15 protein-coding genes and 1 pseudogene are annotated in these 18,897 nt (G+C 71.3%); 9 read left to right on the forward strand and 7 right to left on the reverse strand.

Annotation, left to right across the window (positions count from 1 at the left end; all coding sequences use genetic code 11):
• The first annotated feature begins 68 nt into the window (after nt 1-68).
• Nucleotides 69-3,809, forward strand: a complete 3,741-nt coding sequence (locus tag ACZ69M_RS00485; RefSeq protein WP_470045761.1) for an ABC transporter ATP-binding protein — start codon at nt 69-71, stop codon at nt 3,807-3,809.
• A gap of 22 nt (nt 3,810-3,831) precedes the next feature.
• Here ACZ69M_RS00485 and ACZ69M_RS00490 read toward each other — a convergent pair whose 3' ends face one another.
• On the reverse strand, nt 3,832-4,308 hold the full coding sequence (locus ACZ69M_RS00490; RefSeq protein ID WP_470045762.1) for a hypothetical protein: 477 nt from the start codon (nt 4,306-4,308) through the stop codon (nt 3,832-3,834).
• 230 nt (nt 4,309-4,538) lie between these two features.
• Between ACZ69M_RS00490 and ACZ69M_RS00495 the strand changes: the two genes are divergently transcribed.
• Nucleotides 4,539-4,865 carry a hypothetical protein gene (locus ACZ69M_RS00495; RefSeq protein ID WP_470046322.1) on the forward strand — a complete coding sequence of 109 codons (327 nt, stop codon included), beginning with the start codon at nt 4,539-4,541 and terminating at the stop codon, nt 4,863-4,865.
• Between the two features lie 140 nt (nt 4,866-5,005).
• Nucleotides 5,006-6,454, forward strand: coding sequence for a S28 family serine protease (locus tag ACZ69M_RS00500; protein WP_470045763.1), 1,449 nt, complete (start codon nt 5,006-5,008; stop codon nt 6,452-6,454).
• Nucleotides 6,455-6,503: 49 nt separating this feature from the next.
• Here ACZ69M_RS00500 and ACZ69M_RS00505 read toward each other — a convergent pair whose 3' ends face one another.
• On the reverse strand, nt 6,504-7,136 hold the full coding sequence (locus ACZ69M_RS00505) for a hypothetical protein (protein ID WP_470045764.1): 633 nt from the start codon (nt 7,134-7,136) through the stop codon (nt 6,504-6,506).
• 159 nt (nt 7,137-7,295) lie between these two features.
• Nucleotides 7,296-9,119: a glycoside hydrolase family 3 protein gene (locus tag ACZ69M_RS00510; protein ID WP_470045765.1), complete on the reverse strand. Its 1,824-nt coding sequence runs from the start codon at nt 9,117-9,119 to the stop codon at nt 7,296-7,298.
• Between the two features lie 396 nt (nt 9,120-9,515).
• On the opposite strand from ACZ69M_RS00510, the gene aroA reads away from it, so the two are divergent.
• The gene (aroA, locus tag ACZ69M_RS00515) at nt 9,516-10,757 is read left to right on the forward strand and encodes a 3-phosphoshikimate 1-carboxyvinyltransferase (RefSeq protein WP_470045766.1); all 1,242 of its coding nucleotides are present in this window, start codon (nt 9,516-9,518) and stop codon (nt 10,755-10,757) included.
• Here aroA and hemC read toward each other — a convergent pair whose 3' ends face one another.
• Together hemC and ACZ69M_RS00525 are read right to left on the reverse strand one after the other, a co-directional pair.
• Complete coding sequence (hemC, locus tag ACZ69M_RS00520) at nt 10,758-11,693, reverse strand: hydroxymethylbilane synthase (RefSeq protein ID WP_470045767.1); 936 nt, start codon at nt 11,691-11,693, stop codon at nt 10,758-10,760.
• A gap of 83 nt (nt 11,694-11,776) precedes the next feature.
• Nucleotides 11,777-12,577, reverse strand: coding sequence for a sugar phosphate isomerase/epimerase family protein (locus ACZ69M_RS00525; RefSeq protein WP_470046324.1), 801 nt, complete (start codon nt 12,575-12,577; stop codon nt 11,777-11,779).
• A gap of 82 nt (nt 12,578-12,659) precedes the next feature.
• On the opposite strand from ACZ69M_RS00525, the gene ACZ69M_RS00530 reads away from it, so the two are divergent.
• A complete protein-coding gene (locus ACZ69M_RS00530; RefSeq protein WP_470045768.1) occupies nt 12,660-12,782 on the forward strand; it encodes a hypothetical protein in 123 nt (40 codons plus the stop codon).
• A gap of 10 nt (nt 12,783-12,792) precedes the next feature.
• On the opposite strand, the gene ACZ69M_RS00535 is transcribed toward ACZ69M_RS00530, so the two are convergent.
• Nucleotides 12,793-13,725: a bifunctional helix-turn-helix transcriptional regulator/GNAT family N-acetyltransferase gene (locus ACZ69M_RS00535; RefSeq protein ID WP_470045769.1), complete on the reverse strand. Its 933-nt coding sequence runs from the start codon at nt 13,723-13,725 to the stop codon at nt 12,793-12,795.
• A 194-nt stretch (nt 13,726-13,919) separates the two neighbouring features.
• On the opposite strand from ACZ69M_RS00535, the pseudogene ACZ69M_RS00540 reads away from it, so the two are divergent.
• Nucleotides 13,920-14,235 (forward strand): annotated as a pseudogene (locus tag ACZ69M_RS00540) (phospholipase); the annotation flags it as partial.
• A gap of 181 nt (nt 14,236-14,416) precedes the next feature.
• Here the strand turns inward: ACZ69M_RS00540 and ACZ69M_RS00545 are convergent.
• Entirely contained in the window at nt 14,417-15,466 is a 1,050-nt protein-coding gene (locus tag ACZ69M_RS00545) for a LacI family DNA-binding transcriptional regulator (RefSeq protein ID WP_470045770.1), read from the reverse strand.
• A gap of 295 nt (nt 15,467-15,761) precedes the next feature.
• Between ACZ69M_RS00545 and ACZ69M_RS00550 the strand changes: the two genes are divergently transcribed.
• Genes ACZ69M_RS00550 through ACZ69M_RS00560 form a run of 3 tightly spaced genes read left to right on the forward strand, consistent with a single transcriptional unit; the run spans nt 15,762 to nt 18,891 of the window.
• Complete coding sequence (locus ACZ69M_RS00550; RefSeq protein WP_470045771.1) at nt 15,762-16,913, forward strand: Gfo/Idh/MocA family protein; 1,152 nt, start codon at nt 15,762-15,764, stop codon at nt 16,911-16,913.
• A complete protein-coding gene (locus ACZ69M_RS00555) occupies nt 16,910-18,064 on the forward strand; it encodes a dihydrodipicolinate synthase family protein (protein WP_470045772.1) in 1,155 nt (384 codons plus the stop codon). Before ACZ69M_RS00550 ends, ACZ69M_RS00555 begins: the two co-directional genes overlap by 4 nt.
• Complete coding sequence (locus ACZ69M_RS00560; protein ID WP_470045773.1) at nt 18,061-18,891, forward strand: sugar phosphate isomerase/epimerase family protein; 831 nt, start codon at nt 18,061-18,063, stop codon at nt 18,889-18,891. Before ACZ69M_RS00555 ends, ACZ69M_RS00560 begins: the two co-directional genes overlap by 4 nt.
• Nucleotides 18,892-18,897: the final 6 nt, after the last annotated feature.

Genomic DNA, 18,897 nt, shown 5'->3' on the forward strand with positions numbered 1-18,897 from the left:
AGGGATGAAATCCGCTTGTTTCAGCGTTGGTGCCTTCCGGTGGAGTGAGATCTACGGAAGGCACCGGCGTGGCATTTGAGCAAGGGGACAAGGGCGGCTGGGCACAGCGGCTCGCGGGGTACGCATGGCGGTACCCGAAGTACGTCCTGCTCGCGCTCGGCTCCTCGCTCGGCGGCATGGCGGTCCTGGCGGTCGTCCCGCTGATCACCAAGGTGATCATCGACGACGTCATCGGGAACCACAGCAAGCCCATGGCGCCCTGGGCGGGCGCGCTCATAGGCGCCGCCGTCCTCGTCTACGTCCTCACCTACATCCGCCGCTACTACGGCGGCCGCCTCGCCCTCGACGTTCAGCACGACCTGCGGACCGAGATGTACGGGACGATCACCCGGCTCGACGGACGACGCCAGGACGAGCTGTCCACCGGCCAGGTCGTCGGCCGCGCCACCAGCGACCTCCAGCTGATCCAGGGCCTGCTCTTCATGCTCCCGATGACCATCGGGAACGTGCTGCTCTTCCTGATCTCCCTCGGGATCATGGCCTCGCTCTCCTGGCCCCTCACCCTGGTCGCGCTCGCCGTCGCCCCCGCCCTGTGGGTCGTCGCCAAGCGCAGCCGCTCCAAGCTGCACCCCGCCACCTGGTACGCGCAGGCGCAGGCCGCCGCCGTGGCGGGCGTGGTCGACGGCGCCGTCAGCGGCGTACGCGTGGTGAAGGGCTTCGGGCAGGAGGAGCAGGAGACCGGGAAGCTCCGGGACGTCGGGCGGCGGCTCTTCGCGGGGCGGCTGCGGACCATCCGGCTCAACGCCAGGTACACCCCGGCCCTCCAGGCCGTGCCCGCCCTCGGCCAGGTCGCGATGCTCGCGCTGGGCGGCTGGCTCGCCGTACGGGGACAGATCACGCTCGGCACCTTCGTCGCGTTCTCCTCGTACCTCTCCCAGCTCGTGGGACCCGTACGGATGCTCGCCGTGGTCCTCACCGTCGGGCAGCAGGCCCGCGCGGGCGCCGAGCGCGTCCTCGAGCTCATCGACACCGAGCCGTCGATCAAGGACGGCACCAAGACCCTCCCGGCCGACGCGCCCGCGACCGTCGAGTTCGACGACGTGTCCTTCGCCTACGAGGGCACCTCGAAGAATCAGCCGGTGCTCGACGGGCTGAGCTTCGAGATCCGCCCCGGCGAGACCCTCGCCGTGGTCGGCTCCTCCGGCTCCGGCAAGTCGACGGTCTCGCTCCTGATACCCCGCTTCTACGACGTGACGCACGGCGCCGTCCTCATCGGCGGGCACGATGTCCGCGAGCTGACGCAGGAGTCGCTGCGCGCCGCGATCGGCCTGGTCCCCGAGGACTCCTTCCTCTTCTCCGACACCGTGCGCGCCAACATCGCCTACGGCCGCGCGGACGCCACCCAGGAGGAGATCGAGACCGCGGCCCGCGCCGCCCAGGCGGACCGTTTCATCGCCGAGCTGCCCGAGGGTTACGACACCAAGGTGGGCGAGCACGGCCTCACCCTCTCCGGCGGCCAGCGCCAGCGCGTCGCCCTCGCCCGCGCCATCCTCACCGACCCCCGCCTGCTCGTCCTGGACGACGCCACCTCCGCCGTGGACGCCCGCGTCGAGCACGAGATCCACGAGGCCCTCAAGGGGGTCATGGAGGGGCGCACCACCCTCCTCATCGCCCACCGCCGCTCCACCCTCAACCTCGCCGACCGCATCGCCGTCCTCGACGGCGGCCGCCTCGCCGAGATCGGCACCCACGAGGAACTCCAGCAGCGCTCCCCGCTGTACCGCCGGCTCCTGACCGACCCGGACGAGCTGGGCGGCGTCTCGCCCGGCCACGCCCTGCCCGCCGTGCCCCAGGAGGACACCTCCGTACGGGACGAGCTGGACGCCGAGTTCGACGCCGAGCGCGGGGTCACCCCCCATCTGTGGACCGGCGACCGGGAGCCCAAGGACAACGCCCTGTCCGGCATGCCCGCCACGCCCGAACTCCTCACCCTGGTCGAGGCGCTGCCGTCGGCCACCGACACCCCCGGCATCGACGAGGCGCGTGCGGTCAGGCCCGAGGAGTCGTACGGCCTGCGCAGGCTGCTGCGCGGCTTCGGCCTCCCGCTGCTCGTCAGCCTGGGTCTCGTGGCCGTGGACGCGGGCATGAGCCTGCTGCTGCCGGTGCTGATCCGGCACGGCATCGACCGGGGCGTCACCCGGATGGCGACCGGCGCGGTGTGGGCCGCCGCCGCGCTGGCGCTGGTCACCGTGCTCGTCCAGTGGGCCGCGCAGATCGGCGAGACCCGGATGACGGGCCGGACCGGCGAGCGGGTCCTCTACTCCCTGCGCCTGAAGATCTTCGCGCAGCTCCAGCGCCTCGGGCTCGACTACTACGAGCGGGAGCTGACCGGCCGGATCATGACCCGGATGACGACGGACGTCGACGCGCTGTCGACGTTCCTCCAGACGGGCCTGGTCACCGCCTTCGTCTCGGTCGTCACCTTCTTCGGCATCATGGGCGCGTTGCTGGTGATCGACGTACAGCTCGCGCTGGTCGTCTTCATCACCCTTCCGCCGCTGGTCATCGGCACGTTCTTCTTCCGCCGGGCGAGCGTGAAGGCGTACGAACTCGCCCGCGAGCGGGTGTCCGCGGTCAACGCCGACCTCCAGGAGTCGGTCTCCGGACTGCTGATCCTCCAGGCGTTCCGGCGCGAGCGCGTGGGCAGGCAGCGGTTCGCGGAGGGCAGCGACAGCTACCGCACGGCACGCATCCGCGGCCAGTGGCTGATATCGATCTACTTCCCCTTCGTGCAGCTGCTGTCGTCGGTCGCGTCGGCGGCCGTGCTGATCGTGGGCGCGCACCGGGTGGACGCGGGCACCCTCACGACGGGCGCGCTGGTGGCCTACCTCCTGTACATCGACCTGTTCTTCGCGCCCGTGCAGCAGCTCTCGCAGGTCTTCGACGGCTACCAGCAGGCCACGGTCTCGCTGGGCCGCATCCAGGAACTGCTCCAGGAGCCGACCTCGACGAAGGCCGCCGACGAACCGCTGGAGGTCCTTTCCCTGCGGGGCGACATCGCTTTCGAGGACGTCGACTTCGCCTACGGGGACGACGAGGAGGCGCTCAGCGCCGTCTCGCTGAGCATCCCGGCCGGACAGACCGTCGCCTTCGTCGGCGAGACCGGCGCGGGCAAGTCCACGCTGGTGAAGCTGGTCGCCCGGTTCTACGACCCGACGGGCGGGCGGGTGACGGTCGACGGCACGGATCTTCGCTCGCTCGACCTGACCTCGTACCGGCACCGGCTCGGCGTCGTCCCCCAGGAGGCGTACCTCTTCCAGGGGACTGTCCGGGACGCCATCGCCTACGGGCGTCCCGACGCGTCCGATGCCGAGGTGGAGGCCGCGGCCCGCGCGGTCGGCGCCCACGACATGATCGCCACGTTCGACGGCGGCTACCTCCATGAGGTCGCCGAGCGCGGTCGCAACCTCTCCGCCGGCCAGCGCCAGCTGATCGCGCTGGCCCGCGCCGAACTCGTGGACCCGGACGTGCTGCTCCTCGACGAGGCGACGGCGGCGCTGGACCTGGCGACGGAGGCCCTGGTCAACCAGGCCACCGACCGCATCGCCGGCCGCCGTACGACCCTCGTCGTCGCCCACCGTCTGACGACGGCCGCGCGCGCCGACCGGGTCGTGGTCATGGACCACGGCCGCGTCGCCGAGGACGGCACCCACGACGAACTCCTCCAACTGGGCGGCCACTACGCGGAGTTGTGGAGGACGTTCGTCGGGGCCCCGGAGGAGGAAGAGCCGGTTCCCTCATCGGCCTGAGAGGGAGCGTGCCCCGGACCTGTCAGTTCTTCGCCTTGATGCCGGAGATCTTCTTCGTGGCCAGGTCCGACTGCACGGTCAGATAGGTGTACGTGGGGTGCTGGGCGGAGCCCCAGGTCAGGCGCACCGTCGACCAGGTGTGGCCCGCGCCGCTGTCTCCCGCCGTCACCTTCCACGCCCGCGGTACGTCCTGTGCGCGCAGCACTCCGTCGGCGTGCTCGCGGCTCTCCCACTTCGCCAGGCGGGTGCGGAGATCCTTGGTCAGGTAGAAGGTGCGCAGCTGGGAGCCGAGGTGGCCGCTTCCCTCGTCGGTGACCGCGTCGATGTAGGCGCCGTAGAAGTCGGCCACCCGGTCGTAGGCGGGACCGTTGGCGCCGCTGCGGGCGGGCGGGGGAGCGCTGGAGCCGGCGAACGCGGGTACGGAGGCACCCGCGGTGGCGAGGAGCGCCGCGGCGACGAGCGCGCCGACGGCCGTACGTGAACGTGACGTGCGGGACATGGATGAGTACCTTTCGTTCGGTTTTCCGACCAGTTGGACACCGAACAAAGGGGTGTGGTTGCCCCAAACGCGGAAGAAAACCTCTGTCGGGTGAAGGCAACCATCCGATGTACGTCCTGCGTCCGTACACCAGTACGCTGAATGGCCGGGGGAGGACAACAGTGGACCGTGGTGGTGCGATACGCCGGCGCCTGGCGCTGGGTCTTGCGGTGTTGACCGCAGCCGGGCTGATGGCGTTGATGAGTCCGGGCAGCGCGCAGGCCGCCGACTCGGACTGCTCGGGGCGCAAGGTCAGAACGCTCAGCTTCTCGACCGGCTCCGTGCAGATCTTCAAGCGCGACGGCTATGTCTGCGCGATGACCATCCCGAAGGATCAGCAGTCCCGCAAGCGGACGATGTCCGTCAGCGTGCAGGCGCGCGGCAGCCGACCCGTGGTCGACCGGGGCAGCTTCTCGTACCACGCGGGTCCGGTGACCGTCCACGCGGGCCACCGCTGCGTCCGCGTCAAGGGCTCGGTCGGCTCCGGTTCGGTGAGCTCGAACTGGATCCTCTGCTGAGCCGGCCGAGTGCTTGACCGGCCGGGTGCCGATTCGGCCGAGACGCCGCCTTCCCTCCAGGGTTTTCCCCATCTCCCCTGGTGCGCCTGTGAGTTGCTCCGATAGCTTCCAGCGCACATCCGTTTCACAGGGGAGTGTGCATGCGCAAGGCGCTCAGATGGCTGCTGGCGCTCACGGTGCTCATAGGCACGTTGAGCACGGCGGGAGCGGCCACCGCCGCCCAGCCGGAGGCCGCACCAGGCACCACAAGCACGGACACCGACATCAAGGACCGGCTGCTCGCGATACCGGGCATGAGCCTGATCCAGGAGAAGCCGTACACCGGTTACCGCTTCTTCGTTCTGAACTACACCCAGCCGATCGACCACCGGCACCCGTCCAAGGGCACGTTCCAGCAGCGGATCACCGTGCTGCACAAGGACGTCTCCCGCCCGACCGTCTTCTACACCGGCGGCTACAACGTCTCCACGAACCCGGGCCGCCGTGAGCCCACCCAGATCGTGGACGGCAACCAGGTCTCGATGGAGTACCGCTTCTTCACCCCGTCCCGGCCCGATCCGGCCGACTGGTCGAAGCTCGACATCTGGCAGGCGGCGAGCGACCAGCACCGCATCTTCGAGGCCCTCAAGCCGGTCTACCGCCAGAAGTGGCTCTCCACGGGCGGCTCGAAGGGCGGCATGACCGCCACGTACTACGAGCGCTTCTACCCGCGCGACATGGACGGCGTCGTCGCCTACGTCGCCCCCAACGACGTGGTGAACGACGAGGACTCGGCGTACGACCGCTTCTTCAGGAACGTCGGCACCAAGGAGTGCCGCGACAAGCTGAACGCCGTGCAGCGCGAGGCGCTGGTGCGGCGCGCACCGCTGGAGAAGAAGTACGAGGCGTACGCCGCCGACAACGGCTACACCTTCACCACCATCGGAAGCCTCGACAAGGCGTACGAGGCGGTCGTGCTCGACTACGTGTGGGGCTTCTGGCAGTACAGCCTGCTCTCGGACTGCGCCTCGATCCCGGCCGACGCCGCGCACGCCACCGATGACGCGATCTGGGACTCCGTCGACACCATCTCCGGCTTCTCGGCCTACACCGACCAGGGCCTGGACACGTACACGCCGTACTACTACCAGGCGGGCACGCAGCTCGGCGCGCCCACGATCCACTTCCCGGCCATCGAGAAGAAGTACATCCGCTACGGCTACCAGCCGCCGCGGAACTTCGTGCCGCGCTCGATCCCGATGAGGTTCCAGCCGTGGGCCATGGCGGACGTGGACTCCTGGGTCCGCCACCACGCCGACCACATGCTCTTCGTCTACGGTCAGAACGACCCCTGGGGCGCGGAGCGCTTCCGGCTCGGCAAGGGCGCGCGTGACTCGTACGTCTTCACCGCCCCCGGTCTCAATCACGGTGCCAACGTCGCCGGGCTCGTCGCCGACGAGAAGGCCCTCGCGACGGCCCGCATCCTGGAGTGGGCGGGTGTCGCCTCGGCGACGGTCCAGGAGAACCCGTCGGCGGCCAGGCCGCTCGCGAAGTTCGATGCGAAGCTGGACCAGCGGGACATCGAGCGCGAGCCCGCGCTGCGACCGTAACCCGGTTCACCCGCCGCACCCCGGTTCACCGGCCGCGTCCGCCCCTCGGCTACACGGGGCGGGCGCAGCCCACCGGTCTGCTGCCGCCCAGTTGGACGTAGAGGGCCGTGGACGACGGGCACTCGGAGCGGTCGACGACCGCCGACGTCACCTTGTAGTCCGGGGGCTTCTTGCCCTTGCCGTCGCACGCGGTCTCCCGCACCTGCCCGTCACCGGAGCTGTAGACGCAGTCGCCGACGATGGTGCGGGGCCCGCCGCCTCCGCCCGGATCGCCGGGGTGCGGGGCCTCCAGCTTGCGCATGCAGGCGTACCCCTGGGGCACGACCCCGTCGCCGTTCTCGTCGGAGGCGGGCCGGGTCTCGCTGATGTGCAGTACGAAGTCCGTGGTCGCGGGGCACAGCGGCCCGTCGGCCACCTTGCCGTCGTAGCGGGCGATCACCCGCGCGGCGGCCCGTTCGCTGCTGCAGGGCACCTCGGTGAAGCTGGTCGTCCCGAAGGAACTGCACTCGTCGACCGCGAGGAACACCGCCCCGTAGCCCGAGGGCTGCGTCGATGTCGTCCCCGCGCCGGGCTCGGCGCTCCCCGACTCCGACCAGCGGTCGCACCCCGCGAGCGCGGCGACGATCAGCAGCAGCGCGCACACCACCCCAAGGCAACGCCGACCCGACGAGCTGGCTCGCATGGCTTCCCCCCGATACCCCCGCCCAGCGTGACCCGTCGCGACGGGCACACGCCAGACATCCGGGGTGCTTTGCGTCCTTTGGGGGGAGTGCGCCGGGTGTGCGTCGTAGGGCCTGTACGTCAATCCCCACCCGGGGCGGTACGTCGGCCCATACCGGACCTAGTACGTCAATCCATACCCGATCGGATACAGCGCCTTCGTCGGGTCGTCCGCCCGCTGCACCTCCACCGGCAGCCTCCCGCGGGGCCGCGCGCTGCCCGCGATCACCCTTGCGGCGGCGCGCAGTTCGACGTCCGTCCAGGAGTAGGTCGCCAAGCATGCGCGCACGTCGGGGAGTTGGGCCACGTCGTACGGGTTGCGGATCGCGATCGCGACCACCGGGACGCCGGTGGCGACGAGCCGCTCGACGAGGGTCTTCTGCGACCCGGTCGCCGTCACGTTGTACGTGCCGACGACGACCGCGTCCACACCCCCGGCCGCCGCCACCGCGTTGTCGATGCTCGCCGCGGAGGGTGCCGTTCCGGTGGACAGTGCCGTCGCTGTGAAACCCAGCTCGGTGAGGGCGGTCGCGAGGACGGTCGTGGGCGGTCCGTCGGTACCGGACGGCGAGGCGGGATCGGCGCCGACGACGAGAACGCGCGGGGTGCTCCGGCGTGAGAGCGGGAGCAGGCGCTCCTGGTTGACCAGCAGGGTCGTCGTGCGCTCGGCGATCCGGTCGGCCGCCCTGCGGTGCGCGGCGGTGCCGACCGTGTGGTCGACGCCGGAGTCGCTGACGTACGGATTCTCCAGCAGGCCCAGCCTGGCCTTGAGTCGCAGGACGCGCAGGACGGACTCGTCGAGGCGGGCCTCGGTGAGCTCGCCGCCGTGCACGGCGTTCAGGACCGCGTTCCAGGCCACGTGGATGGACGGCGGGTTGAGGAGCTGGTCGACACCGGCCTTGAGCGCCAGTACGGGGACGCGGTCGTCGCCGTACTTCGTCCGGACGCCCTCCATGCCGAGCGAGTCGGTCACCACGACCCCGTCGTAACCGAGTTCCTCGCGCAGGATGCCGGTGAGGATCGGGTGGGAGAGCGTCGCGGGGTCCCCGGACGGGTCGAGCGCCGGGACCATGATGTGGGCGGTCATGACCGAGTCGATGCCGGCGCGGACGGCGGCCCGGAAGGGCACGGCGTCGAGGGACGACCACAGCTCGCGGCTGTGCGTGATGACGGGGAAGCCGAAGTGGCTGTCGACGGCGGTGTCCCCGTGCCCCGGGAAGTGCTTCGCCGTGGCCGCGACCCCGGCGCTCTGATAGCCCTTCACCTCGGCCGCCACCAGCCCGGCCACGGCGTCCGGATCGGCGCCGAAGGAGCGTACGCCGATGACCGGGTTCGCCGGGTTGACGTTCACGTCGGCGACCGGGGAGTAGTCCTGTCGGATGCCGAGGGCGCGCAGCTCGGCGCCGCCGAGGCGCCCGACCGTACGGGCGTCCTCCCGCGAGCCGCCCGCGCCCAGCGCCATCGCGCCCGGGAACAGCGTCGCGGGCTTGCCCACCCGGGCCACCGCTCCGTACTCCTGGTCGGTGGAGATGAGGACGGGCAGCCCGCGCGGCTGGTCGAGCGACACCTTCTGGATGCCGTTCGAGAGGGCCGCGATCTGGTGCGGGTCACGGGTGTTGTGCGCCCAGGTGAAGTAGATGATCCCGCCGACGCGGTACTTGGCGATCAGCTCGGCGGCCGTCCTGACGCCGAGCTCCTGGAGGTTGGTGTCGATGTCGGTCTGGTCGGGCGCGGTGGCCGAGTGCCCGTACACGCGCATCACGAAGAGCTGGCCGACCTTCTCCTCCAGCGTCATCCGGGAGACGAGCGCGCGGAGTGACGATTCGTCAGGTCTCTCCTCGGCCGCCCGGACGGAGGTGGTGCTCAAGGTCAGGGCCGCAGTGGTCCCGGCGGTGGCGGCGAGAACGGTACGTCTGGACGGTCTGGAAGAACTCGATGACCGCACGTGCGCTCCTCCCTCATGAAGGAAACTTCCGAGGAGCCACGAATATCCGGGAAGTTTCTTCCAGTCAAGGGTGTGCACAGTATCCCGGGGAGGGGCCGTCACCGGCGCAGTTGGAGGGGGGCGCGCCGGTGACGGCGTGCTGCCGGCCGCAGGCGGCGGAGAGGGTGGTCAGCGTTCGCAGCCAGCAGCGAGGCCGACACCGCTCTGCGGAGACTCATCCGGCAGTGTGCGGATTGGACGAAGCGGCGCGGGTCGGGGTTCCCCGGTTTCCGCCGGTTCGGGGAATTGGTGCGGGTGGGGCGAATGGGTGGGACGGTTCGACGCCGGGCACGCGCAGACAGGTCCATTTGGCGGACGTTCCCACGCCGGAGCGGGTCGGGGAGCCAGCATGAGGGCATGGCCGTCGTCGACATCCCCGGTTCCAAGTCCATCACCGCGCGTGCGCTCTTCCTGGCGGCGGCGGCCGACGGGGTCACGACCCTCGTACGGCCGCTCCGGTCGGACGACACGGAAGGTTTCACCGAGGGCCTGACCCGGCTCGGCTACCGCGTCGGACGCACCCCGCACGCCTGGCAGATCGACGGCCGCCCCCAGGGCCCGGCGGCCACCGACGCCGACGTGTACTGCCGCGACGGCGCGACCACCGCCCGCTTCCTGCCGGCCCTCGCCGCCGCCGGACACGGCACCTACCGCTTCGACGCCTCCCCGCAGATGCGCCGCCGCCCGCTGCTCCCGCTCACCCGCGCCCTGCGCGACCTCGGTGTCGACCTGCGGCACGACGAGGCGGAGGGCCACCATCCGCTGCGGATCGCGGCGGCCGGCGTGGAGGGCGGTGACGTGACGCTCGACGCGGGCCAGTCCTCCCAGTACCTGACGGCCCTCCTGCTGCTCGGCCCGCTGACCCGCAGGGGCCTGCGCATCACCGTCACGGACCTGGTCTCGGCGCCGTACATCGAGATCACGCTCGCGATGATGCGGACGTTCGGCGCGTCCGTGCGCCGGGAGGGCGAGGTGTTCGTGGTCTCGCCCGGCGGCTACCGCGCCACCACCTGCGCCGTCGAGCCCGACGCCTCCACCGCGAGCTACTTCTTCGCCGCGGCCGCCCTGACCGGCCGCGAGGTGACGGTCCCAGGCCTGGGCACCGGAGCGCTCCAGGGCGATCTGGGCTTCGTCGACGTACTGCGGCGGATGGGGGCGCGGGTGGAGGTCGGCTCCGGCGGGACGACGGTCGCGGGCACCGGCGAACTGCGCGGCCTCACGGTCAACATGCGGGACATCTCCGACACCATGCCGACGCTGGCCGCGATCGCGCCCTTCGCCTCGGGCCCGGTCCGCATCGAGGACGTCGCCAACACACGCGTGAAGGAGTGCGACCGCCTGGACGCCTGCGCGGAGAACCTCCGGCGGCTGGGCGTACGGGTGGAGACCGGGGCCGACTGGATCGAGATCCACCCCGGTGCGGAACCCGTGCCGGGCGCGGAGATCAAGACGTACGGTGACCACCGCATCGTCATGTCCTTCGCGGTGACCGGACTCCGCGCGCCGGGCGGCGTCTCGTTCGACGACCCCGGCTGCGTACGGAAGACGTTCCCCGCCTTCCACGAGGCCTTCGCCGCCTGGGCCGGCCCGCTCGGGTGATCAGTGCGGGATGTCGTCGATCAGTTCGCGGGCGCCCTGACGCAACAGGGCGACGGCGACCGACGTGCCGAGTGTCGCGGCGTCGAGGCGGCCCGCCCACTCGTGGGCGTTCAGAACGGTCTTGCCGTCCGGGGTGAACACGCAGGCACGCAAGGACAGTTCGCCACTGCGGTGGGCCTTCGCGAAACCGGCGATCGGAGAGTTGCAGTGGCCCTGGAGGACGTGCAGGAACATCCGCTCCGCCGTGGCCTCGCGGTGCGTGTTCGGGTCACCGAGGTCGCTGATCGTCTCGATCACGTCGGTGTCGCCCTCACGGCACTGGAGGGCGAGGATGCCCGCCCCGATCGGCGGCATCATCGTCTCGGGCGACAGGATCTCCGTGATCACGTCCGCCCGGCCGATCCGCTCCAGCCCCGACACCGCCAGCATCAGCGCGTCCGCCTCACCCGCCGCCAGCTTCTCCAGCCGCCGGTTGGCGTTCCCCCGGAACGGCACGCACTCCAAGTGCGGGTGCGAGGCGGCCAGCTGAGCGCCCCGCCGTACCGACGAGGTGCCGATCCGCGTCCCCTGCGGCAGCTCGTCCAGCGTGAGCCCGCCCGGGTGCACCAGGGCGTCCCGGATGTCGTCCCGCGCCAGGAACGCGGCGAACATCGTCCCCGCCGGGAGGGGGCGGTCCGCGGGGATGTCCTTCACGCAGTGCACCGCGAGATCGGCCTCACCGGCCAGCAGTGCCGCGTCGACCTCCTTGGTGAACGCGCCCTTCCCCTCGACCTTGGCCAGGTCGCCCATCCACTTGTCACCGGTCGTCTTCACGGGCACGACCTCGGTGCGGATGTGCGGATGGAGCGCGCCCAACTCGGCACGGACACGCTCCACTTGGGCCAGGGCCATGGGCGAGTCGCGGGAGACGATACGGATCAGTTCCGGTGCCGACATGCGCTCCACGATAGCCCGTCGGCGAGGGGCGGCGAGCCGCGGGACGCCCGCCCGGGCGGGCGCGCGCGTCGCCCCGACCGGTCCTAGGCGGAGTCATTCAGCAGGCGCCCGAGGTGCTCCCGGCCCGGTCCCAGCAGCTCAGGAAGCGGCGCGATCCCCTCGTACCACCGCTTCTCGTACTCCCAGCACAGCCAGCCGTCCCAGCCCTCCCGGGAGAGGAGTTCCACACAGTCGGCGAGGGGCAGGACGCCCGCGCCGAGGGGGAGCGGGGTGGTGTCCTCGGCGGAGGCGATGTCCTTGACCTGGAGATAGCCGAGGTAGGTGCACAGGGCCGCGTAGGTCTCCGGCGGCTCCTCGCCGCCGAGCCAGGTGTGCATGATGTCCCACAGCGAGCCCACGTGGTGGTGGCCGACCAGGCCCAGGATCCTGATCGCGTCCGCGCCGGTGCGGTGCGAGTCATGGGTCTCCAGCAGGATCCGTACGCCCAGGTCGGCGGCGTACTCCGCGGCCGTGCCGAGCCGGCGAGCCGCCGTCGCGTCCGCCTCCTCGACGCTCTGCTCGGAACTCGCGCCCGGGAAGACGCGTACGAACGGGGCGCCGAGGTCGTGGGCGAGGTCGAGGAGCTCCTTGATCTCGGCGATCACGGTGTCGTCGTCGCCCGGCGCCGCCACCCGCGCGTAGCCCGCCACGCCCAGGATCTCGATGCCGCCCGCCTTGAACCCGGCGACCACCTCGGCCCGCTCGGCCGCCCCGATCCCGGGGTGCACCGGCTCCTCGGGATGCGCGCGCAGTTCCACTCCGTGGTAGCCGTGCGCGGCGGCGAGTCGTACGACGTCGGGGATGGGAAGCCCGGGCACGCCGAGCGTGGAGAAGGCCAGCTTCATGGGCATGGACCCTACCTTTTCCACAAGCACTGCGACGTGCCCTTTGTGTCGCTAAGATGCCGAAATCGCTGGCGTGCGGGCGGTGGTGGGAGACGTCGACTTCGACGGGACGACGGGAGAGGTCAGCTTCGACGCGAACGGCGATGTCCTGTCCCTGGTGGTGACCGTCCACCGGATGAGCGGCGGCACCTGGAAACCCGTGTGAGCCCGAGCGGTCACTCCTGCGGGGGGTGCAGATCCAACCGCCAGTCCTGACCGGTCAGGTCCGCTCCGAACGAGCGGTGCGGTTTCTCGGCGACGAGGACGAAACCGTGGCGCTGGTAGATGCGGCGGGCGGCGGAGAGCACGTCGTTGGTCCACAGGACCAGGTCCCGGTAGCCGCCGTCCCGCGCGAAGTCGATGACGGCCTCGACCAGGCGGTCGCCGATGCGCAGCCCGCGCGCGTCGGGCTCGACGAGGAGGAGGCGGAGGCGGGCGGTCCCGGGCGCGTCGTCGCGCACGCACATCACGCAGCCCACCGGCCGGCCGTCCAGCTCGGCGATCCACACCCGCTCCAGGTGCGGATCGTGGTCCTCGGCGAAGTCCGCCACGATCCGGGCGACCAGGCCTTCGTAGTCGGCGTTCCAGCCGTACTCGGCGGCGTACAGCGCGGCGTTGCGCTGCACGATCCAGCCGAGGTCGCCGGGTCCGGGGTCGCGCAGGACGACGTCCTCGCGGAGGGGCGGGCGCCCGGAGGAGAGCAGCGTGCGCACGGTCCGCATCGCCTCGGCGAGCCGGGGGCGGTCGTCGGCCGGCACGGTCGCCAGCAGCGCCCCCACCGATTCCCGTGAGCGCTCGTCCAGCAGGGACGCCGTCTCCCTGCCCTGTGCCGTGAGCGTGATGCGGCGCCGCCGCGGGTCCCGCTCCGAGGGCGTCCGCTCGATCAGGCCGTCCTGCTCGAACTTGTTCAGGATGCGGCTCAGGTAACCGGCGTCCAGGGACAGTTCGCCGCGGAGGTCGGCGGCGTCGGTGCGGGGGGAGTGGGCGAGCTCGTACAGCACACGGGACTCGGTGAGGGTGTAGGGGGCGTAGAGGTGGCGGCCGTAGTCGAGGGCCCCGATGACGTTCGTGTAGAAGCGGTTGAAGGAGCGGATGTCCTGGACGGTCATGATCACTCAACCCCGGATGGTCGGCGCTGGTTGTTCCGGTCTGGCTCAGCGGCCTTGGCTGCTCGGACCTGATAGTTGACTCAGTCAGAGGTATGTGCCGAGCCTACGGCTTCGGCCAAGCGCGGGCAACGGTCGTTCATCGCAGGCCTCTGCCGACCCTCGGTCGCCCCTAGGAGAGTGAAGTGGCGGGCCCGCCCCCGTGCGGGCCGCTGTTCGACGTCCAGGGGCTGCCCATCGGGGGCGGCTTCCGGGTCCCCGCGATCATCGTCTCGCCCTGGACGGTGGGGGTCGAGGAGCCCGACGTCAGTGACTGGCGGCGGTCGACGTTCGGCGACTTCACGTCGGCGTTCCGCTTCTCGGACGGGCGTCCGCGTCCGCCGTGGCTGCCGGACGACACGGCGGAGCAGCTGGAGAAGGCGAAGGAGGAGGTCGCGACCCTTCCGAAGCCGACGCTGCCCGGCGCCGACCAGTCGTTCCCCTCAGGAGAAGGGACACCGCCCGCACGTGTGATCGCGGGCCCGGGTGGGTGAGTGGGCGGGTCGGGGCCGTGCTGCGGCCCCCCAGGGGCGCGGGGAACTGCGCGCCAAGCCCCCACCGGCCCGCACCCGAAGAACGCACCGCGGGGGTCGGGGGGCGGAGCCCCCAGGCAGGGATGGGACGGGTAGGGGCGGCGGGGGCGGAAACCCCACGTTCAGACCCGCGGCACTCCCGTGGACCCCCGCACCATCAACTCTCCCCGCACCGTCGCGATCCCGCCCGGCGGCGGCTCCTCGCGGCCCATCGCGATACGCCCGGCCCGGGCCCCCGCCTCCGAGAGGGGCAACCGCACCGTCGTGAGCGATGGGACGGCGTCGATGCTGAAGGGGAGGTCGTCGAAGCCGGCGACGGACACGTCGTCGGGGATCCGCAGGCCCGACTCGCGCAGCGCGGCACACGCGCCGAGCGCGACGGTGTCGTTGGCGGCGACGACAGCCGTCAACGACGGGTCACGGCGCAGGAGTTCGAGGGTCGCCTCGTAGCCGGCGCGACGGTCGTAGCGCCCGTGCACCGTGCGGCGCGGATCGTCCTCGATGCCGTGCGCGGCGAGCGCGGCGCGGTGCCCCTCGAGGCGGTGCCGGGTCGTCGTCCGTTCCTCCGGGCCCGCGATGTAGCCGAGCCTGCGGTGGCCGAGCCCGATCAGATGCTCGGTGAGCTGCTGTCCGCCGCCCCGGTTGTCGAAGGTGAGCGCGATCGCCTCGGGGGCGTCGGGCGCGGGCGGCCGTCCGCACAGGACCACCTGGGTCCCCGCGTCCCCGAGCTTGCGCAGCTTCGCCGCGACCGCCGCCGCGTGCGGCGCGTCCTCGACGGCACCGCCCGTCAGGACGACCGCGGCGGCGCGCTGGCGCTGAAGGAGGGTGAGGTAGGTCAGCTCACGCTCCGGGGAGCCGCCGGTGTTGCACACGACCCCGAGCCGCTCGCCGCCCGCACGTCCCCCGGGCCCGCCGATCTCCGACTGGATCGCGGCCGCCATGATTCCGAAGAAGGGGTCGGCGATGTCGTTCACCAGGATGCCGACCAGGTCGGAGGTGGCGGCGGCCAGCGAACTCGCGGGTCCGTTCAGTACGTAGTCCAGGTCGTCCACCGCGCGCAGCACCCGCTCGCGCGTGGACGCCGCGACGGGATAGTTCCCGTTCAGCACCCGGGACACGGTCGCGGGCGAGACCTGCGCACGCGCCGCCACGTCCGCCAGGGTCACGGTCATCTCGTCGTCCTCCGGTCACGCATCTCGTAGCACCTCATCGTGCTCTTCGTGCTCGCTGTGCTCTTTGGCCTGCCGTACCCGTCGTACCTGTCGTGCTCGTACTGCTCGTAGTGCTCCATCCGACCGTGCCACGCCCCCTACGTCCAGCCGTCCGGACGGTCGAACATCTCGTCGTCCGTATGGTCTTGTCCAATCGGCTCGACAGAGGCTAACTTCTCCTTATGTAGAAAGCGCTTGCTGTCACGTTCACCAGTGGGGCGTACGCGGCGCGGAACCCGCGTACGAAGGGAATCACGTGACACGCAAGACGGTGCGAATCGCCATGAACGGCGTGACGGGGCGCATGGGCTACCGCCAGCACCTCGTCCGCTCGATTCTCGCCCTGCGCGACCAGGGCGGCCTCGACCTCGGCGACGGCACGGTGCTGTGGCCCGAGCCGGTCCTCCTCGGCCGCCGCGAGCACGCGCTGAAGGCGCTCGCCGAGCAGCACGGCCTGGAGCACTGGTCGACGGACGTGGACGAGGTCCTCGCCGACCCGACCGTGGAGATCTACTTCGACGCCCAGGTGACCTCCGCACGGGAGGAGGCCATCACGAAGGCCATCGCGGCGGGCAAGCACATCTACACCGAGAAGCCCACCGCCACCGGCCTCGACGGCGCCCTGGAGCTGGCCCGCCTCGCCCACGAGAAGGGCATCAAGCACGGGGTCGTGCAGGACAAGCTCTTCCTCCCGGGGCTGCTGAAACTCAAGCGGCTCATCGACGGGGGCTTCTTCGGGCGGATCCTGTCCATCCGCGGGGAGTTCGGGTACTGGGTCTTCGAGGGCGACTGGCAGAGCGCCCAGCGGCCCTCCTGGAACTACCGCGCGGAGGACGGCGGCGGCATCGTCGTCGACATGTTCCCGCACTGGGAGTACGTGCTCCACGAGCTGTTCGGCCGGGTCACCTCCGTCCAGGCGCTCACCGCCACCCACATCCCGCAGCGCTGGGACGAGCAGGGCAAGCCGTACGACGCCACGGCCGACGACGCCGCGTACGGCGTCTTCGAGCTGGAGGGCGGCGCCATCGCCCAGATCAACTCCTCCTGGGCGGTGCGCGTCAACCGCGACGAGCTGGTCGAGTTCCAGGTCGACGGGACGGAGGGGTCGGCCGTCGCGGGGCTGCGCAACTGCCGCGTCCAGCACCGCTCGGCGACCCCCAAGCCGGTCTGGAACCCCGACATCCCGGCCACCTACTCCTTCCGCGACCAGTGGCAGGAGATCCCCGACAACGCCGAGTTCGACAACGGCTTCAAGGCGCAGTGGGAGCTGTTCCTGCGGCATGTGTACGCCGACGCCCCCTACCACTGGGACCTCCTCGCCGGCGCCCGCGGCGTCCAGCTCGCCGAACTGGGGCTGAGGTCCTCGGCCGAGGGCCGCCGTCTCGACGTGCCGGAGATCTCGCTGTGACCATCCAACTGCCCTCCGTCGGCGGGCGGTTGAAGGCCTACGAGCCGCGTGCCGTCCCGCTCGCCCTCACCACCGGCGCGCCCTTCACCTCCCGTACGGTCTTCTCGGCCGCGCACGTCGTCGCCGACCCGTTCGCGGACGTCTCGCCCGACTCGGCCGCCGCCGTCGACTGGGACGCCACCCTCGCCTTCCGCCGCCACCTGTGGTCCCACGGGCTCGGCGTCGCCGAGGCGATGGACACCGCGCAGCGCGGGATGGGCCTCGACTGGGCGGGCGCGGCCGAACTCATCCGCCGGTCCGCCGCGGAGGCGAAGGCGGTCGGGGGCCGTATCGCGTGCGGTGTCGGCACCGATCAGCTCACCGGTCCGGCCTCGTCGGAGGAGGTGCGGACGGCCTACGAGGAGCAGCTCGCCCTCGTCGAGGAGTCGGGGGCGCAGGCCATCCTCATGGCCTCCCGGGCGCTGGCGGCGACCGCGAAGGGGCCCGAGGACTACCTGGAGGTCTACGGGCATCTGCTCCGCCAGGCGGCCGAGCCCGTGGTCCTGCACTGGCTCGGCCCCATGTTCGACCCGGCCCTTGAGGGCTACTGGGGCTCGGGCGACCTGGACGCGGCCACGGACGTCTTCCTGGAGGTCATCGCCGCCCACCCGGACAAGGTCGACGGCATCAAGGTCTCCCTCCTCGACGCCCAGCGCGAGGTCGACCTGCGCCGCCGCCTGCCGCAGGGCGTCCGCTGCTACACGGGTGACGACTTCAACTACCCCGAACTGATCGCGGGCGACGAGCAGGGCTTCAGCCACGCCCTGCTCGGCATCTTCGATCCGCTGGGTCCGCTCGCGGCCGAGGCGGTACGAGTGCTCGACACCGGTGACGTGAAGGGCTTCCGTGAGCTTCTCGACCCCACCGTCGAGCTCTCCCGCCATCTCTTCGAGGCGCCGACCCGGTTCTACAAGACGGGCGTCGTCCTGCTGGCGTGGCTGGCCGGGCACCAGGAACACTTCACCATGGTCGGCGGGCTCCAGTCGGCCCGCTCGCTGCCGCACTTCGCGCGGGCGTACGAGCTGGCGGACACCCTGGGCCTGTTCCCGAACCCGGAGCTCGCCGAGGCCCGGATGAAGACCCTGCTGGCTCTGTACGGAGTGACCTCATGAGCAGCCTCGCCCGTTTCTCCATCAACCAGATGACGGTCAAGCAGCTGTCGATGCCCCAACTGGTCGAGTCCTGCCTCGAGCTGGGGATCCCGGGCGTCGGACTCTGGCGTGAACCCGTCCAGTCGTACGGCCTGGACGCCACCGCCAAACTCGTCCGCGACGCCGGTCTGGCCGTCACCACGCTCTGCCGCGGCGGCTTCTTCACGGCGATCGACCCGCAGGAGCGGGCCCGCGCCCTGGACGACAACCGTGCGGCCGTCGACGAGGCCGCGACCCTCGGCACCGACACCCTGGTGCTGGTCTCCGGGGGGCTGCCGGCCGGCTCGAAGGACCTGCACGGCGCGCGGGAGCGGATCGCCGACGCGCTGGGGGAGCTGGGCCCGTACGCCGCCGAGCGGGGCGTGCGGCTGGCCATCGAGCCCCTCCACCCCATGTACGCCGCGGACCGTTGTGTGGTGTCCACCCTCGTCCAGGCCCTGGACCTCGCGGAACGCTTCCCGGCGGACCAGGTGGGCGTCGCCGTCGACACCTACCACATCTGGTGGGACGACACGGCTCCCGCCCAGATCGCCCGCGCGGGCGCCGGCGGCCGTATCCACACCTTCCAGCTCGCCGACTGGACGACTCCGCTGCCCGAGGGCGTCCTCAACGGCCGCGGTCAGATCGGCGACGGTTCGATCGACATGCGGGAGTGGCGGGGGTACGTCGAGGCGGCGGGATACTCCGGGCCCATCGAGGTCGAGCTGTTCAACGACGGGCTGTGGGCGCGCGACGGGCGGGAGGTGCTGGCGGAGACGGCGGCGCGGTTCGTGGAGCACGCCGGGTAGCCCCGT

The sequence above is a fragment of the Streptomyces sp. NPDC107454 genome (assembly GCF_055582885.1).

Coding starts and splice junctions, on each gene's coding strand:
- ACZ69M_RS00545 (WP_470045770.1), bottom strand. CDS start 15,466: ATGACCGTGACCCTGGCGGACGTGGCGGCGCGTGCGCAGGTCTCGCCC.
- ACZ69M_RS00560 (WP_470045773.1), top strand. CDS start 18,061: ATGAGCAGCCTCGCCCGTTTCTCCATCAACCAGATGACGGTCAAGCAG.
- ACZ69M_RS00490 (WP_470045762.1), bottom strand. CDS start 4,308: ATGTCCCGCACGTCACGTTCACGTACGGCCGTCGGCGCGCTCGTCGCC.
- hemC (WP_470045767.1), bottom strand. CDS start 11,693: ATGTCGGCACCGGAACTGATCCGTATCGTCTCCCGCGACTCGCCCATG.
- ACZ69M_RS00500 (WP_470045763.1), top strand. CDS start 5,006: ATGCGCAAGGCGCTCAGATGGCTGCTGGCGCTCACGGTGCTCATAGGC.
- ACZ69M_RS00525 (WP_470046324.1), bottom strand. CDS start 12,577: ATGAAGCTGGCCTTCTCCACGCTCGGCGTGCCCGGGCTTCCCATCCCC.
- aroA (WP_470045766.1), top strand. CDS start 9,516: ATGGCCGTCGTCGACATCCCCGGTTCCAAGTCCATCACCGCGCGTGCG.
- ACZ69M_RS00505 (WP_470045764.1), bottom strand. CDS start 7,136: ATGCGAGCCAGCTCGTCGGGTCGGCGTTGCCTTGGGGTGGTGTGCGCG.
- ACZ69M_RS00535 (WP_470045769.1), bottom strand. CDS start 13,725: ATGACCGTCCAGGACATCCGCTCCTTCAACCGCTTCTACACGAACGTC.
- ACZ69M_RS00495 (WP_470046322.1), top strand. CDS start 4,539: ATGGCGTTGATGAGTCCGGGCAGCGCGCAGGCCGCCGACTCGGACTGC.